The sequence below is a fragment of the Micromonospora sp. NPDC049366 genome (assembly GCF_044466625.1).
In the GTDB taxonomy this organism is placed as follows: domain Bacteria; phylum Actinomycetota; class Actinomycetes; order Mycobacteriales; family Micromonosporaceae; genus Micromonospora.
In genome coordinates, this window is sequence record NZ_JBITMV010000008.1 from 248,592 (window position 1) to 265,001 (window position 16,410).

The 16,410-nt window shown below is 73.4% G+C and carries 15 protein-coding genes; 12 read left to right on the forward strand and 3 right to left on the reverse strand.

The window, feature by feature from the left end:
- Positions 1-39 precede the first annotated feature (39 nt).
- Complete coding sequence (locus ACIBTV_RS14360) at positions 40-750, forward strand: YoaK family protein (protein ID WP_396704854.1); 711 nt, start codon at positions 40-42, stop codon at positions 748-750.
- A 15-nt stretch (positions 751-765) separates the two neighbouring features.
- On the opposite strand, the gene ACIBTV_RS14365 is transcribed toward ACIBTV_RS14360, so the two are convergent.
- A complete protein-coding gene (locus tag ACIBTV_RS14365; protein ID WP_396704856.1) occupies positions 766-1,860 on the reverse strand; it encodes a hypothetical protein in 1,095 nt (364 codons plus the stop codon).
- Between the two features lie 174 nt (positions 1,861-2,034).
- Here ACIBTV_RS14365 and ACIBTV_RS14370 point away from each other — a divergent pair, with 174 nt between their 5' ends.
- The 3 genes from ACIBTV_RS14370 to ACIBTV_RS14380 all read left to right on the forward strand — a co-directional run bounded on the left by ACIBTV_RS14370 (position 2,035) and on the right by ACIBTV_RS14380 (position 5,694).
- Positions 2,035-3,075: a sodium:calcium antiporter gene (locus ACIBTV_RS14370; RefSeq protein WP_396704858.1), complete on the forward strand. Its 1,041-nt coding sequence runs from the start codon at positions 2,035-2,037 to the stop codon at positions 3,073-3,075.
- A gap of 59 nt (positions 3,076-3,134) precedes the next feature.
- Positions 3,135-3,515 (forward strand): YccF domain-containing protein, encoded by a 381-nt coding sequence (locus ACIBTV_RS14375; RefSeq protein ID WP_091590179.1) that lies wholly within the window; start codon positions 3,135-3,137, stop codon positions 3,513-3,515.
- A 166-nt stretch (positions 3,516-3,681) separates the two neighbouring features.
- On the forward strand, positions 3,682-5,694 hold the full coding sequence (locus ACIBTV_RS14380) for an LVIVD repeat-containing protein (protein ID WP_396704860.1): 2,013 nt from the start codon (positions 3,682-3,684) through the stop codon (positions 5,692-5,694).
- Positions 5,695-6,242: 548 nt separating this feature from the next.
- Here the strand turns inward: ACIBTV_RS14380 and ACIBTV_RS14385 are convergent.
- On the reverse strand, positions 6,243-7,070 hold the full coding sequence (locus tag ACIBTV_RS14385; RefSeq protein ID WP_396704862.1) for a DUF305 domain-containing protein: 828 nt from the start codon (positions 7,068-7,070) through the stop codon (positions 6,243-6,245).
- Here ACIBTV_RS14385 and ACIBTV_RS14390 point away from each other — a divergent pair.
- The 7 genes from ACIBTV_RS14390 (at position 7,057) to ACIBTV_RS14420 (ending at position 14,100) form a co-directional block, all read left to right on the forward strand.
- On the forward strand, positions 7,057-8,178 hold the full coding sequence (locus tag ACIBTV_RS14390; RefSeq protein WP_396704864.1) for a PQQ-dependent sugar dehydrogenase: 1,122 nt from the start codon (positions 7,057-7,059) through the stop codon (positions 8,176-8,178). The two genes, ACIBTV_RS14385 and ACIBTV_RS14390, sit on opposite strands and share 14 nt — an antisense overlap.
- Before the next feature lie 75 nt (positions 8,179-8,253).
- Positions 8,254-9,840: a Na+/H+ antiporter gene (locus tag ACIBTV_RS14395; protein WP_396704866.1), complete on the forward strand. Its 1,587-nt coding sequence runs from the start codon at positions 8,254-8,256 to the stop codon at positions 9,838-9,840.
- A gap of 56 nt (positions 9,841-9,896) precedes the next feature.
- Positions 9,897-10,553 (forward strand): spermidine synthase, encoded by a 657-nt coding sequence (locus tag ACIBTV_RS14400; protein WP_396704868.1) that lies wholly within the window; start codon positions 9,897-9,899, stop codon positions 10,551-10,553.
- 102 nt (positions 10,554-10,655) lie between these two features.
- Positions 10,656-11,360, forward strand: a complete 705-nt coding sequence (locus ACIBTV_RS14405; RefSeq protein WP_396704870.1) for a dihydrofolate reductase family protein — start codon at positions 10,656-10,658, stop codon at positions 11,358-11,360.
- Between the two features lie 43 nt (positions 11,361-11,403).
- Positions 11,404-11,691: a DUF1905 domain-containing protein gene (locus tag ACIBTV_RS14410; protein ID WP_396704872.1), complete on the forward strand. Its 288-nt coding sequence runs from the start codon at positions 11,404-11,406 to the stop codon at positions 11,689-11,691.
- Between the two features lie 105 nt (positions 11,692-11,796).
- A complete protein-coding gene (locus ACIBTV_RS14415; protein ID WP_396704873.1) occupies positions 11,797-12,819 on the forward strand; it encodes a DUF4331 family protein in 1,023 nt (340 codons plus the stop codon).
- Positions 12,820-12,909: 90 nt separating this feature from the next.
- Positions 12,910-14,100: a low temperature requirement protein A gene (locus ACIBTV_RS14420; RefSeq protein WP_396704875.1), complete on the forward strand. Its 1,191-nt coding sequence runs from the start codon at positions 12,910-12,912 to the stop codon at positions 14,098-14,100.
- A gap of 57 nt (positions 14,101-14,157) precedes the next feature.
- Here the strand turns inward: ACIBTV_RS14420 and ACIBTV_RS14425 are convergent, their stop codons facing one another.
- The gene (locus ACIBTV_RS14425; RefSeq protein ID WP_396704877.1) at positions 14,158-15,255 is read right to left on the reverse strand and encodes an aldo/keto reductase; all 1,098 of its coding nucleotides are present in this window, start codon (positions 15,253-15,255) and stop codon (positions 14,158-14,160) included.
- Positions 15,256-15,462: 207 nt separating this feature from the next.
- On the opposite strand from ACIBTV_RS14425, the gene ACIBTV_RS14430 reads away from it, so the two are divergent.
- A complete protein-coding gene (locus ACIBTV_RS14430) occupies positions 15,463-16,401 on the forward strand; it encodes an RNA polymerase sigma factor (RefSeq protein WP_396704879.1) in 939 nt (312 codons plus the stop codon).
- Positions 16,402-16,410 lie beyond the last annotated feature (9 nt).

The window sequence follows — 16,410 nt, forward strand, 5'->3', positions numbered from 1 at the left end:
GGATGTGGGCGGGAAGGCGGTCCGACGGGTGGCACGGCGGTGATGGGGCCGGGTGCCGGCCGGGCCGACGAGCGTGCCCTGCCCCGTGCGACGGTGGTCCGGCTGCTCGTGGTGCTGGCCACCGCGTCGGGTCTCCTCGACGTGTTCTGCGTGACCCAGCTCGGCGGGCTTTTCGCCAGCGTCATCACCGGCAACCTGGTGCAGCTCGGTCACGGGGTCGCCACGACCACCGCCCACCTGGTCACCGGGGGAGTGGTGGCGGTGGGCGGGTTCGCGGTGGGCGTGGCCGTCGGCACGCTGCCACTTCGTCGGGCGCGGCCGGGCTGGCATCGCCGTACGGGAATGGTGGTGGCCGCCCAGTCGCTGCTGCTCGTCGCCGTCGCGGCGGCCTGGTGGGAGAGCAACGGCACGCCGGGGCCCGCCGAGAGCCTGGCCCTGCTCGGCGGCGCGTCGGCGGCGAGCGGCATCCAGAGCGCGGTCACTCTCAGCGTCGGGCTGCACGGCGCCTCCACCACGTACCTGACCGGCACGCTCACCCAGGTGATGCGCGGCCTGGTGCTCGACCCGCACCACCTCACCGCCCACGCGGGTGGGGTGAGCCGGCTGCTCGGGGTCTTCGCCGGCGCGGTCCTCGGCGGTCTGGTGTCGTGGACGGCGCCGCGCTGGACACCCGCGCTGGTGGTGGTGCTGGTGGCGGCCGTGGCGGTCACCGCCGATCTGGTACTGCGGCGGGTGCCCGCGAGCGGGTGAGAAGGCGGTTGCGCGTCAGCGGCGGCGGATGCGGCGCAGCGCGACCAGGCCCGCGACCACCACCCCACCCAGCACGAGGGCCGCCGCGGCCAGCGGCACCGCCGGGTGGACGTCTCCGCCCCGGCGACCGGCCCCGACGACGGCGGTCGGGGCGGCCCCGGTCGGGGCGTCGGTCGGCTCCCGCGTGCCGCCAGTCGGCGCCGCCGCCGGGCCGGCCAGCGGGTAGCGCAGGATCCGGGGCACCGTCCCGGGCGGCTGGTCGGCCGTCTCGGAGACGGTGAGCACGGACCGGCCGTCCCGGTCGTACGTGATCGACTCGCCCTGCGGTTCGTCGGGCAGCGCGGTGGTCCGGGGTGTGCCGGTGGTGAGCGCGGCGATCACGTCGCCGCCGGTCACGTCGAACTCGAACGCGTCGGCGTACGTGCGCAGCACCACCCGGCTCCCGTCGGGCGCGGTGGCCGCTCCGGTGATCGCGCTGCGGCCCAGGACGCCGAAAGGGTTGCTGGTCGTGGTGGCGGGCAGGCGCACCTGGCCCACCCGGGTCAGCGGCACCGTCGCGCCGGGTCGCGGGGCGGTGGTCGGCGCGTACAGGGCGCCGGAGAACTTGGTCACGATCACCGGCCGGCCGTCGCCGGTCACCAGCAGCGCCTCCGCGTCGTGCGGCCCGTCCGGGTAGCTCAGGCGGTGCAGGACCGGCCGGGCCGCGCCGGGCGGGAGCCGCCACACGGCGACCGTCGTCCGCGAACGGTCGTTGTCGCCGACGTCCGCCACCCAGACCGTGCCGTCCGCCGTCACGGCCACGTCCTCGGTGTCGCGGGGCCGGGAGGGGTACGGCACGTCCCGCACCACCCGGCAGTCCGGCCCGAGGAAGAAGATGCGCCGCCGGGCCTCGTCGTCGGCGCCGTCGTTGACCAGGACGTACCCGCCGTCGGTGGCGGCCAACCCGGAGATCTCGTTCAGCCGCCGGTCCCGCACGGCGCAGACCGGCGTGGCGGTCCCGGGCGTCGGCGCGCCGAGCGCGGGAACGGGGAGGCCCGTCGCGCCCACGAGGAGCGCCGCGACGCCCACCACGACCCGCCGCCGTCCGCGCGTCCCGCCCGCTGCCCGCATCGCCGCCTCCCCCACGTCCGCACCATCCCGCCGCCCACCAGCCGGGGCCACCGGCACGGCCGTCCCCATGATCCGCCAAGGCGGCGTCCGGTGCGGGGACCGGCCGCCGTCCACCTTCTCGTACCGAACCGCCCATCGGCGCATTACCGGCCAGGATCGGGGAACCCCCGGCCGGTGCCGGATCCGACCGCCCTGCCCTGGCCCCTGCCGTGGACCGCCGGGGTGTTCCTCGTGGCCGGGGCGATCACGGTGGCCGGCAGCATCCGGCTCGCCGGGCTGGGTGACGCGCTCGCCGACCGCACCGGCTGGGGTGAGGCCCTGTTCGGCGTCGTCTTCTTCGGCGTCGTCACCGGCCTGTCCGGCATCATCATGACCGTCGTCGCCGCCGGCAGCGGCGAGGCCGGCCTCGGCTACAGCAACGCGGTCGGCGGCATCGCGGCGCAGACCACCGCCGTCGCCGTCGCGGACGCCTTCCACCGGCGCGCCAACCTGGAACACGCCGCCGCCTCGCTGTCCAACCTGCTCTCCGGGTGCCTGCTGATCGGGCTGCTCTCCCTCGCCCTGCTGGCCAGCTACGTCCCGGAGACCACCGTCGGCGGCGTCGACCCGATGTCCGGGGTCATCGTCGCCGCGTACGTCGGTGGGCTGGTGCTCATCCGGCGGGCCGGCGCGCAGCCGATGTGGCAGGCGATCTCCACGGCGGAGACCGAACCGGACGTTCCGCACGACGACAGCCCGCTCAACCGCCGCTCGTCCCGGTGGCTGTGGAGCCGCTTCGCCGTCGTCGGCCTGCTCGTCGCGGCCAGCGGGTGGCTGGTGGCGCTGGCCGCGGAGAGCCTCGTCGCCATCACCGGCCTCACCACCGGGTTCGTCGGCGGGGTGCTCATGGGTGTCGTGAACGCGCTGCCGGAGACCGTCACCGCCGTCGCCGCCGTCCGGCGCGGCGCGGTCACCCTGGCCGTCGCCGCGGTGCTGGGCGGCAACATCGTCGACGTGCTCACCCTCGTGGCCGGCGACATCGCCTACCGGCAGGGGTCGATCTACCACAGCGCCGGTCACCACGAACTGCTCGCGACGACCACCAGCCTCTTCATGACCGCCACGCTGCTCGGCGGCCTGCTGATCCGGCAGACCTGCGGCTGGGGCCGCCTCGGCTTCGAAGGTGTCCTGCTGCTGGTCAGCTACGCCGCCATGACGGCGCTGCTCGCGCTCTGAGCGCCGCACCGCCCACTCCCCCGGCCGCCGCGCTGGCGGACGGGGGCCATGCTGGAAGAGTGATTCGCTTTCTGCTGAACGTGCTGTGGCTCATCTTCGGTGGCGGGGCGGTGCTCGCCCTCGGCTACGGGATCGCGGCGCTGATCTGCTTCCTCCTGGTCGTGACCATCCCGTTCGGGGTGGCGTCGCTGCGCCTCGCGTCCTACTCGCTGTGGCCGTTCGGCCGCACCCTCGTGCCGAAGCCCGGCGCGGGCGTCGCCTCCGGTCTCGCGAACGTGCTGTGGGTCGTGCTCGCGGGCTGGTGGCTCGCGCTGTCCCACATCGTCGCCGGCATCGCCCTCTGCGTGACGATCATCGGGATCCCGTTCGGGATCGCCAACTTCAAGCTCGTGCCCGCGGCGTTCTGGCCGCTCGGCCGCGAGGTCGTCGACGCCCCCTAGCAGGGCCGGGACGCAAGCACTCGTGACATCAACGATTTCGCATCCATCGTGAATACGACCATGATCTGAATCGCCCGTCAGACGGTACGGTCCTTACTACCGCGGCGTGCGACACGCCCCGAAGCACGCCGGCCACCAGTGGGGGCGCTGTGTGAAGGGCGTACGCATGATTCGATCGAAACCCTCCCTCAGAAGACGTCGACTGATCGGCGCGGCGGCCGTCGCCGCGCTGGTCGTGGCCCTGGTGCCGGGGGCGGCGTCGGGCCAGGAGCCCGGCCCCGACCCCCGGATCGGGCTCGGCCCGGGCTGGTTGGACGCGCAGAGCGCGATCAGCAACCTCGACCTGCTGGCCCACCGCGACAAGCCCGCCGGCTTCGTCAACCCGGCCAACCCGGGCGACTTCGGCTTCGTCGCCTCCGACCTCGCCTTCGGTGGCGACCACGCCTTCGTGGGCAACTACAACGGGTTCAACATCTACGACGTCAGCCAGCCCGCCGACCCGACGCTCGTCACCAGCGTCGTGTGCCCGGGCGGACAGGGCGACGTCTCCGTGCACGGCAACCTGCTCTTCATGTCGGTCGAGGAGACCCGCGGCCGGCTCGACTGCGGCACCGACCCGACGGCCGGCACCCGCTTCCAGGGCGTACGCGTCTTCGACGTCAGCGACGTGGCCAACCCGGTGCAGGTGGCGGCGGTGCAGACCTGCCGCGGCTCGCACACCCACTCGCTCGTCACCGACCCGGACGACAGCGCGAACGTCTACGTCTACGTCTCCGGCACCGCCGGCGTCCGGCCGTCCAGCACCATGGCCGGCTGCAACAACACCCCCGCGTCGGGCGTCGACCCGGCCCGGTGGCGGATCGACGTCGTCAAGGTCCCGGTGGCCGCCCCCGAGCAGGCCGCGCTGGTCAGCGGCCCTCGCCTGTTCGCCGACCCGGCGACCGGGGCGATCGACGGCCTGCAGAACACCCCGCCCGCGCCGACCCACCCGTCGGGCGGCACGTGGAGCCCGTCGCCGGTCACCGACGCCTGCCACGACATCACCGCCTACCCGGAGCTGGGGTTGGCGGCCGGCGCGTGCGAGGGCAACGGCATCCTGATCGACATCTCGGACCCCGCCAACCCGGTGCGGATCGACGAGGTCGCCGACCCCAACTTCGCGTACTGGCACTCGGCCACGATCAGCAACGACGGCACGAAGGTCGTCTTCACCGACGAGTGGGGCGGCGGCACCGGGGCCCGGTGCCGGACCACCGACCAGCCGCAGTGGGGCGCCAACGCGATCTTCGACATCGTCGACCGGAAGCTGCGCTTCGCCAGCTACTACAAGCTGCCGGTGCCGCAGACCGCGCAGGAGAACTGCGTGGCCCACAACGGCTCGCTGATCCCCGTGCCGGGCCGGGACATCCTCGTCCAGGCGTGGTACCAGGGCGGCATCTCCCTGATGGACTTCACCGACTCGGCGCACCCGCGGGAGATCGGCTACTTCGACCGTGGACCGATCAGCCCCACCGCGACCGTCCTCGGTGGCTTCTGGTCGGCGTACTGGTACAACGGGCAAATCTACGGCAGTGAGATCGCGCGCGGCTTCGACGTGTTCGGGCTGCGACCGAGCGACCACCTGACGGCGGCGGAGATCGCCGCGGCCCGCGAGGTGCGGCTGCCGGAGTTCAACCCGCAGCACCAGACGAAGATCGGCTGGGCGCCGAGCTTCGCGGTGGCGCGGGCCCGCTTCGACCAGCTCCTGCGGACCTGCACCACGACCATCACCGGACGGCACAACGGGCCGCTCACCGCCACCGGCGTCACCTGCCTCGACGGGGCCCGGGTCAACGGCCCGGTGACGGTCCGGCCGGGCGCGTCGCTGCTGGCGATCGACGCGTCGATCTCCGGACCGGTGTCGGCGGCGAACGCGGCCGCCGTGCACCTGTACGACAGCACCGTCCGCGGTCCGGTGAGCATCACCGGCACGCGGGGCAGCGCCGCCGTCGTCGCCGCCGAGATCCACGGGCCGGTCACCCTGACCGGCGGCGGCACCGGCACGATCGAGCCGATCATCGCCGACAGCACCGTGCGGGGCCCGCTCTCCTGCTCCGGCAACTCGCCCGCGCCGATCAACCTCGGTGCGGCCAACACGGTGTCCGGGCCGGCCGCCGGCCAGTGCGCCACTCTCGACTGACCGCCACCGTCGACCGACAACGGGTGCGCCCCGCCGAGCTGCTCGGCGGGGCGCACCCCGTGTCGGGTCAACCCGGCTCTCACCAGTCCGGCTCGTGGATGCGCTCTTCCAGGGCCGTGACGGTGTCGTTGAAGGTGGTGTCGGGCCGGGGTGGCCTCTCGGCCGCGCGCTTCCGGTGAGGTGGACGACGGCCCAACCCCCGGAGGCCAGTCCCACAACGATGTCGTCCGACGCCTCGGACCGGCCGATGACCTCGACGGATTGCTCATGAAGGGGATGCCCGGCGGCCACCTCGGTCAGCAGCTCGGCGTGCAGCGCCTCACGTTGCCACGCATCGCACGTCGTTCGATCTGACCGCGGGACAGGGAGTCGCTTGCGGATCTTGGACGATTTGGGCCCCCAGAGGGGCCGTAACTCACCAAGATCTACAGCTCGCCGTGTTCCGGCGTCGCCTCGAATGGCGTCGCAAGTGGTAGCGGCAGCGGGACCCTCGGTCGGCTGCCCGAGCAGACCACGCGGTAGCCAACTCGCACCGACGAGAGCGCCGGTCAGCCCGCGAGGCGGGTCTGTAGCTCCCGCATGCTCCTGATCTCGATGCCCTGGTCGGCCTCGACCTCGCGGGCGAACCTGTCGGCCGCCGGTTCCAGCCCGCCACCGGTCGAGTAGAGCTGCCGGACCATGGTCAGCGCGCCCTCGTGGTGCCGGATCATGAAGTCGAGGAAGAGTCGGTCGAACTCACCGTCGCGCGCCCGTTCCAACTGGCGGAACTGGTCGGGGGTGAGCATGCCCGGCATGACGTCGTCCTGCCCGGCGTGGTGCGTGTGCGGCCCCGGGACCTCCTCGCCCCGCTCGGTGAGCCACCGCTGCATCTGCGTGATCTCCTCGCCCTGCGAGGTCTCGATCCGGCGGGCGAGCAGCGACACGTCGGCGCTGTGCGCGCGGTCGGCGACCAGGGCGGTCATCTCCAGCGCCTGCGTGTGGTGGCCGATCATGTGCTGCATGAACCGCGTGTCGGCGTCGGTGTGGGCAGGCGGTGCCGGCAGCTGGGAGCGGTCGGCCGGGGAGAGGGTGCGGCCGGTCTGCCCCGGCGCACCGGGCTGCACGACGCGGACCGGCGGCGGCTCGTCGGGGCTGTCACCGGTGAGCCGGACGGCGGCGACCGTCGCCGCGCCGAGGGCGACGGTGGCGCCCAGCACGGCGATCAGGACCCGGCGACGCGACGAGAACACGATGCGATCACCGTAGTCGAAACGCCGCCGCCCGGGGAGGGCCCGCATCGTCTGGCTCGGATGGCCGTCCTCGCGGACACTGGGACGACGTGGCCGCTCCCCACCGGCCACCCCCACCCTCTGGAGGATCCGCATGGCGTTCAGCACGGCAGGCACCTGGTGGCGGCGGGCGTGGCTGGCGGTGATCGCGGTGGGCGTCGCCGCGGGCTGCGACAGCGGCGGCGACCCGCGCCCGGCGCCGAGCGGCCTCGCCACCAGCAGCGCCGTCAGCGCCCCCTCCGGCACCCCCGACCTGGACGCCGGCGAGGAGGTCGCCCGGGGAGTGGACGTGCCGTGGGGCCTCGCCTTCCTGCCCGGCGGTGACGCCCTGGTCGCCGAGCGGGACAGCGGCCGGGTGCTGCGGGTCGCCCTCGGCGGTGGCGACCCGGTGGAGGTCTACCGGGTGCCGGGGGTGGCCGCCGGTGGCGAGGGCGGGCTGCTCGGCCTCGCCGTCTCCCCCGGCTACGCCCAGAACAGCCTGGTCTACGCGTACTTCACGGCCGAGCGGGACAACCGGATCGTCCGCTTCCGCCTCGACGGCGGAGAGCCCGAGGTGATCTTCGACGGCATCGCCAAGGCGCGCACCCACAACGGCGGCCGGATCGCGTTCGGCCCGGACGGGATGCTCTACGTGGGCACCGGGGACGCCGGCGACACCGACCGGTCGCAGGACCCGGCGAGCCCGAACGGGAAGATCCTGCGGCTCACCCCGGACGGGGAGCCGGCCCCCGGCAACCCGACCGCCGGGTCACCGGTCTACAGCCTGGGCCACCGCAACGTGCAGGGCCTGGCCTGGGACACGCAGGGGCGGCTGTTCGCCACGGAGTTCGGGCAGAACGAGCTGGACGAGGTGAACCGCATCGAGCCGGGCCGCAACTACGGCTGGCCCGAGGTGGAGGGCAACGGCGACGCCCCCGGCGGCCGGTACACGAACCCGCTGGTGACCTGGCCGGTGCGGGACGCCTCACCGTCGGGCATCGCCATCGCGGGCAACACCGCGTACGTGGCGGCACTGCGCGGCGAGCGGCTGTGGAGCCTCCCGCTGGAGGGCGACACGGTGGGTGACCCGTCGGCGCGGCTGAACGGCAGCCACGGCCGGCTGCGTACGGTGCAGGTCGCTCCGGACGGCGCGCTCTGGGTCACCACCTCCAACACCGACGGGCGCGGTGACGTCCGCGACGGCGACGACCGCATCCTGCGCTTCCCCGCACGATAGGCTCGAACCGGCTGGTCAGGCCCCCTTCCCGGGGGCCGGCACGCCCCGTCGCTGCGGTGCGCGTGGAGGTGGGCCGTGCTCGGTCTCGAGCTCGTGGTGCTCGTCGGCCTCGCCCTGCTCCTGTCCAGCGTCCTCGCCCGTCGCCTCCGGGTCGCCCCGCCGGTGCTCCTGCTCGGCTGCGGCGTGCTGCTGGGCTTCGTGCCCGCGCTGCGCGCCGTGCAGCTGCCGCCCGAGATCGTGCTGCTGCTCTTCCTGCCCGCTCTGCTGTTCTGGGAGAGCCTCAGCACCTCGCTGCGGGAGATCCGCAGCAACCTGCGGGTCATCGTCCTGCTGAGCACCCTGCTGGTCATCGCGACGGCCGCGGCGGTGGCCTCGGTGGCGCACGCCCTCGGGCTGCCGTGGGGGCCGGCGTGGGCGCTCGGCGCGGCCGTCGCGCCCACCGACGCGACGGCGGTCGGGGTGCTCGCCCGGGCCCTGCCCCGCCGCACGGTGACCGTGCTGCGGGCCGAGAGCCTCGTCAACGACGGCACCGCCCTGGTCATCTACGGCCTGGCCGTCGGCATCACGGTGGGCGAGGAGACGCTCAGCCCCGGGCACGTGTCGTGGCTGGTCGTGGTCGCGTACGGGGGCGGCGCCCTGATCGGGGTCGCGACGGCGTGGCTGCTGCTGCAGGTCCGTCGCCGGGCCCACGACCCGCTCCAGGACAACCTGGTCAGCCTCCTGGCCCCGTTCACCGCGTTCCTGGTCGCCGAGACGATCCACGCGTCCGGGGTGCTCGCCGTCGTGGTGACCGGCCTGTGGCTGAGCCAGGCCGGGCCGCGCCAGGTCCGCGCCCAAACCCGCCAGCAGGGGACCGCGTTCTGGGCGCTGTCCACGTTCGTGCTCAACGGGGCTCTCTTCATCCTCGTCGGGTTGGAGGTCCAGTCGGCCGTCCGCGGCCTGACCAGCGTCGACCTCACCCGCGGCCTGATGGCGGTCGCCGCTGTCTCGGCGACGGTCGTCGCAGTGCGCTTCGCCTGGCACTTCACCACCCCGTACGCGATCCGGCTGGTGGACCGGCGGCCCCGGCAGCGGCTGCGCCGGGTCCCCGCGCGGGCCCGCGCGGTCAGCGCCGTCGCCGGTTTCCGGGGCGCGGTGTCGCTCGCCGCGGCGCTCGCGGTGCCGCAGACCCTGCGGTCCGGGGCGCCGTTCCCCGACCGGGACACGATCGTGTTCGTCACCACCGGGGTGATCGTGGTGACGCTGGTCGTTCAGGGTCTGTTGCTGCCGCCCGTGGTGCGGTGGGCTCGGCTGCCCGTCGACACGAGCGTGGAGCAGGAGCGGCACCTGGCCGAGACGGTGGCGACGCAGGAGGCGCTCGCCGCCCTCCCGCGGCTCGCCGACGAGCTCGACATCGGGCCGGAGGTCGTCGACCGGCTCGACCGGGAGTATCGCAAGCGCCTGCGGGTGCTGCGGGCCAGCCGGGGCGAGACCGACGACCACGCGGCGCTGCGCTACGAGGAGCAGTACCGGATGCTGCGCCTGGCCGTGCTCGCCCACAAGCGCGCCGCCGTGGTCCGGCTGCGCGACGAGCGCCGCATCGACGACAGCGTGCTGCGGCTGGTGCAGTCCCGGCTGGACATCGAGGAGGTACGCCTGTCCCGGCGGGCGGAGGCGGAGTGACCGCCCGGGGGCGAAATTCGACGTCGGCGGGGATGCCGGGCACGTAGGTTGGCCCGGTGGGGGAATCGGCGACGGTGGTCGACCGGGCGGTGACCGAGCGGGGCGAGCTGGTGCTCCGCGAGCGCGACGGCCATTTCGAGATCATCAGCAACGGCGTGTTCCTGATGGACACCCGGGCGGGCGCCTCGGAGCGCCTGCTCGTCCGGGCCGCCCTGGACCGGCTGCGGCCGGGCGGCCGGCTCCTCGTCGGGGGGCTCGGCGTGGGCTTCTCCCTGGCCGAGGCCGCCGCGTCGCCGGTGCCCGCCGAGATCGTGGTGGTCGAGATCGAGCGGACGATCATCGACTGGCACCGTCGGGGCCTGGGCGCGTACAGCGCGCACGCCCTGGACGACCCGCGCGTGCGGATCGTCAACGACGACATCGTGGCGTGGCTGCGGGGCACCGCCGAGGTCTTCGACGCGATCTGCCTCGACACCGACAACGGCCCGGACTGGACGGTGTTCACCGACAACGCCGCCCTGTACGACGCGGACGGGACCGCCCTGCTGCGTGACCGGCTCGCCCCGGGCGGTGTGCTGGCCGTGTGGAGCGCCGCGGCGGCACCCGCGTACGCCGAGCGGCTCGCGGCGGTCGTCGGTCCGGTGACCGAACATCCGGTGGCGGTGTCCCGGGGCGAACCCGACGTGGTCTACGTGGCCGAACGAGAGATGTGACCGCCGTCACAGCTGCGTCCTGTCGGCTCCGGGCGGTCGGCGCCGACCCCCTGCCGAGCGGGCGCCCAGTCGGGCGCCCCCGGTGGAGAGGAGCGAGCAGAGATGACCAAGGTGACCGCGCAGATGTCGGTGTCGGTGGACGGGTTCTACGCGGGCCCGCGGTTCGACGGGGACGGCGACTGGATGGCGTCGGCCGAGAGCGCCGCCTTCTTCCGGGTCACCCGGTGGGTGACCGAGGGGATGGCGTGGCGGGAGCGGCAGGGCTTCGCAGGCGGGGAGCAGGACACGAACTCCGAGGTGATCGCCGAGACGTTCGCGGCGGCGGGCGCGTACGTGATGGGGCGTCGGATGGCCGACGGCGGTGAGGTGCCGTGGGGCGAGGAGCCACCGTTCCGGGCGCCGGTCTTCGTGGTCACGCACCGGCCCCGGGCGCGCCTGGAACGCAAGGGCGGCACCAGCTTCACGTACGTCACCGACGGGGTGGCCGCCGCCGTGGAGCAGGCGCGGGCCGTGGCGGGTGACCGGAACGTCGCCGTGGCCGGGGGCGGCAGCCTGGTGCGCCAGGTGCTCGCGGCCGGCCTGCTGGACGAGTTGGAGCTGCACGTCGTGCCGGTCGTGCTCGGCAGCGGCCTGCGGCTGCTCGACGCGGACCTCGGTCTGGGCGAGAAGGAGGGGATCGAGCTGACGCCGACCCGGGTGATCTCCACTCCGGAGGTCACCCACATCCGCTACGCGCTGCGGGGCCGCGCTCCGCTCCTGCTCGACGACCGGGGCAGCGGCGGCGGCGCGACCACGATCGTCAGCTGACGCGGGGTCACCGGGAACGACGGGCGGCCCCTATCCTGGCGCGATGGACCTGGAGTTCAGCGGCGAGATCTGGTTCTGGCGGGGGCCGGCGCCGTGGCACTTCGTCACGGTTCCGGATGCCGAGAGCGGCGAGCTGGCGGCGGCGTCCGCGTCCGTGACGTACGGCTGGGGCATGATCCCGGTCGCCGCCCACATCGGGGGGACCGGTTGGCGGACGTCGCTCTTCCCGAAGGACGGGCGCTACGTCGTGCCGGTGAAGGCGCGCGTGCGGGCGGCCGAGGGGCTCGACGTGGGTGACGTCGTGACGGTCCGCCTCACCGTCGACCTCTGAGGGTCGACCGCCGGTGCGGGCGGATTCCGGCAAAGGCACGACCGGCCAGAGTGGCGCCGGTATGTTCACTTTTGTCCAGAAGTCGTCACCGCTGGGAGCCGTCCAATGTCGCACCACCTCGACACCCCGCTCGCCGCGCAGAGCGGTCAGCTCTACATCGACGACCTGTTCGTCTTCGACGGCGAGCGCGGCACCGTCTTCGTGATGGACGTGAACAGCTCGATCACCGGCGCCGACATCAAGCGCGGTTTCCAGACCGAGTCCCGCTACGAGTTCAAGGTTCACTTCGACGGGCACGAGATGGAGGACCTGACCTACCGGGTGTCCTTCGGCGACGCCGACGGAGACGGCCGGCAGCCGATGACCCTGCACGCGCTCACCGGCGCCGAGGCCCGCGACGACGCGGCCACCGGCACCGTGCTGCTGGAGGGGACCACCGGCGACACCGCCAGCGCCGGTGGCCTGCGGCTCTGGGCGGGTCGCATCCGCGATCCGTTCTTCATCGACCTCGACCAGCTCGCGACGGTCAACGACGCGTTCAAGAACGGCGCCAAGCTGGACCGGTCGTCGTGGCGACCGGAGAACGCGAAGAACAGCTTCGCCGGCACCACCGTCGAGTCGATCGTCCTGGAGGTCGGCAAGGGCGACGGCACGCTGCCCGACGACAGCCGGATCGGCGTCTGGTGCCGCACCATGCTGGCGACCGACGCGGGCGGGTGGCGGCAGATCAACCGGGCCGGCCACCCGATGATGTGGCCGATCTTCTGGCCCACCGACACCGACTTCTCCGACCCGGCCAACGTCCGGCACCCCTGCGACGACCTGCGGGCCGACGGCGAGGGGATCGCCTCGACGGTGGCGCGGGTCGTGGCGGCGAACGGGACGGCGCCGGACGCGACGGCGTACGGCTGGAGCGTGGCCCGGGCCGTCTACCCCGACCTGCTGACCTACCGGATGGGCACGCCGGCCAACTACGGGTTCGCGGAACGCAACGGGCGCACCATGCTGGACAACGCGCCCGAGGTGATGTTCTCGCTGGTGCTGAACACCGGCCTGACCTCGGGTCTCACGGCCGACGTGACCAGGGACGCGCGCTCCGACACCTTCCCGTACGTCGTGCCGGCCTGATCCAGGCGCCGCTGTCCGGCAGCGCCGGGACGAGGCCGGCGCAGCGTCCGCGACCCGCCGCGGCCGGGGCGGCAAGGAGTTGGCGAGGGCATGGACGAGACGGCGCTGTACCGGCGGTTGCTGCGCCGGCCGGAGGATCCGAAGCAACCCGCGTTCCTCGAACTCTTCTTCGACCTTGTCTACGTCTTCGCGCTCACCCAGCTCACCCACCTGCTGATCGACAATCTCGACTGGGAGGGCGCGTTCGAGGCGTTCGTGCTGTTCCTGGCCCTGTGGTGGATCTGGGTCCTGACCGCCTGGATGACCGACCAGTTCGACCCACAGCACCCGGTCGTGCAGTGGTACGTCATCGTGGTCATGATCGCGGTCCTGGTGCTGGCGGTGCTCGTACCGTCCGGTTTCCGGGGCAACGGCCTTCTCTTCGCCGGCCTCTACCTCGGCATCCACCTCGCCCGGGTCCTGTTCGTCCTCTTCACCGCCCGGGGAACGTTGCTCCCTCGACGGTCGCTGCGCGCCGGCTTCTGGTTCACCTTGTCGGCGCTGTTGTGGATACCCGGGGCGCTGACCGACGGGTGGTCACGGGGCATCCTGTGGCTGCTCGCGCTCCTGGTGGACTACCTGTCGGCGGCACTGCGGTGGCCCACGCCGTTCCTCGGAAGAGCGCCGGGCTGGGAACTGGCGATCACCGAGACGCACCTCGCCGAACGGTACCGACAGGTGATCATCGTCTCGTTCGGCGAAATCGTCCTGATCATGGGGCTGACCTTCACCGGCACCGGCGGCGGGTTCACGCCCGGTCGCACCGCCGTGCTCCTGCTCTCGCTGACCAGCACCGCGCTGATGTGGCGGCTCTACATCTACCGGACGGGTGAACAGCTCGCGCCGGCCATCGCGGTCTCCCCACACCCGCATCGGCTCAGCCAGTGGGCCTCGTACCTGCACATGGTCATGATCGCCGGAGTCCTGCTCACCGCCGTCGGCTTCACCCTGATCATCGAGCATCCGACCACCGAACCGCCGCCGACCTGGATCGCCGGGATCGCCGGCGGCCCGGCGCTCTTCCTGGCCGGCCGGTCCGGCTTCGAGTACCTGGTCTTCGGGCGGGTGACCCTCCCCCGGCTGGTCGCGATCGTCCTGCTGACCGGCGTCGCGTTCTCGGTGGTCCACGTCCGCCCGGAGGTCACATCGGCCGGCGCGACGCTCATTCTGGCCGGCGTCGTCGCGCTCGACGCGTTACGCGGCCACCGGCGCGGTCTTGAGCCGCTGCGGCCACCGACCTGACCGGAGTCCGCCGCCCGCCGGGCCTCGGGGCCGGGGCGGGCGGCGGGCCCGTCCTGGTCAGGCGGCCGACGGGGCGCCGTTCCACACCGGCGGGGCGTAGCCGGCCGGCTTGTCGCCGATGCCCAGGCCCGGGTTGACGATCCAGGACTGGTACTGCGGCGTGAACATCGAGTACGGCGGGGTCAGCGGCACCGCGCTCGCCTCGTCGAGCCGAGCGCGCAGCTCCCGCGGGATCTCGAAGTCGAGCGCGGTCATGTTGCTGTCGACCTGTTCGGGGCTGCTCGCCCCGAGGATGACCGACCCGACGGCGGGCTGGGTCGCGACCCAGTTGATCGCCACCTGGGCCATGCTTCGGCCCAGCTCGCCGGCCACGCTCTCCAGCGCGTCGATCACCTGCCAGTCGCGGTCGGTGACCGGCAGGCCGTTCGCACCGGCCGCGAGCCGTCCGGCTCCGGACAGACCGTCCTCCGTCCGCCGGTACTTGCCGGTGAGCAGCCCGCCGCCGATCGGGCTCCACGCGGTGAGCCCCATCCCGAGGGACTGCGCCATCGGTAGGAACTCGGGCTCGATGCCCCGGGCCACCAGGGAGTACGGCAACTGGAGGCTGATCATCGGCGTCAGCGCGTTGGCCTCGGCGTAGCTCTGCGCCCGGGCGGCGTACCAGGCGGGCACGTCGGACAGGCCGGCGTAGCGGATCTTGCCGGCGCGGACCAGGTCGTCGAAGGTGCGGACGACCTCCTCGACCGGGGTGATCCGGTCCCAGGTGTGCAGCAGGTACAGGTCGAGGTAGTCGGTGCCGAGCCGGCGCAGCGATGCGTCCAGCGCACGGATGATGTGCTTGCGCCCGTTGCCGCCCGCGTTGGGGTCGGTGGGGTCGACGGTGTTGGTGAACTTGCTGGTGAGCACGAGCCGGTCACGCACTCCGGCGGAGGCGATCAGCCGGCCGAGGATCTCCTCGCTCTCGCCGGCCGTGTAGAAGTCCGCGGTGTCGATGAAGTTGCCGCCGGCCTCCAGGTAGCGGCGGAAGATCTGCTCGGCCTGCGCCTCGGTCCGGCCGTACGCGGCGTGGAAGCCGCCGGTGCCGAAGTTCATGGTGCCCAGCGCCAGGCGGCTCACCCGCAGCCCGGACCGGCCGAGCAGGTAGTAGTCATGCATCGTCTCTGTCCCCTCGTCGGACGGCTCACAGCCCCGCGTCGGGCTGCCGGTCCGCAACGGTGCCGCGCAGAAATTGGACCGGCAAGTCCAGAACCGAGGTCGCCGGGGACTCGTTAGCTCCGCCACAGACCGGGCACACCCGGCATCGGGTCGCGGCACGATCGTCTCGGCTTCCCCGACCGGAGGAGACGGGTAGGACGAACGACCATGAACGTGACGGGCGACGACACCGACCTCGTACGGCTCGCGCAGACAGGTGACGCGGCGGCCCTCGGCACCCTGCTGGGCCGGCACGAGGCCGGCATGCGCGCGGTCGGCATCGGTCTGCTGGGCTGGGGCCCTGACGCCGAGGACGCGGTCCAGGACGCGATGGTCGTGGCGCTGCGCCGCATCGGCGAGGTACGCGACCCGGCGGCCGTCGGCCCCTGGTTGCGCGCGATCGTCCGGAACAACGCCCGGATGACGCTGCGCTCGCCCCGGCCGACCCCCGTCGCCGAGCCCGAATGGTTCGCCCTGCCCGCCGACACGCCCACCCCGGAGCAGGCGCTGGACCGGGGCGCCCTGCGGGACTGGGTGTGGCACGCCATCGACGACCTGTCCGAGCCAGACCGGCTGGTGACGCTGCTCCGCTACTACAGCGACGCGTCCTCGTACGACCAGATCGCGGCCCTGTGCGGCATCCCGGTCGGCACCGTCCGCAGCCGGCTCAACCACGCCCGCCGCGCGCTCGCCACCGGCCTGCGCGCCTCGGCGGAGGCCGCCCACGCCGACGCGACGGCGGCGGCCGACGCCCGGTGGCGCGAGGGGCAGGACGCGCTGGACGCGGCCATGCGCGGCGACTTCGACTGCGTGGTCCGCGACCTGTGGTGGCCGGACGCCCAGATGGTGGTCCCCGGTGGGGCGCGCGGCGACCGCGACTTCGCGGTGCGCGGCATGGCCCGGGACCTCTCCGACGGCGTACGCCAGCGCCTGCGCAACGTCGTGGCGAGCCGCGACGTGCTGATCTGGGAGACCGACCTGATCAGCCCACCCGACGACCCGGGCCACTGCCCGCCGGGCGCCCTCTGGTTGCAGCGGCTGCGCGGCGGGCGGGTGCGCGAACTGCGGCTCTTCCACCCGACCCCGGCCCGCGCCGGGGCCGCCTGAAAGTTTTTC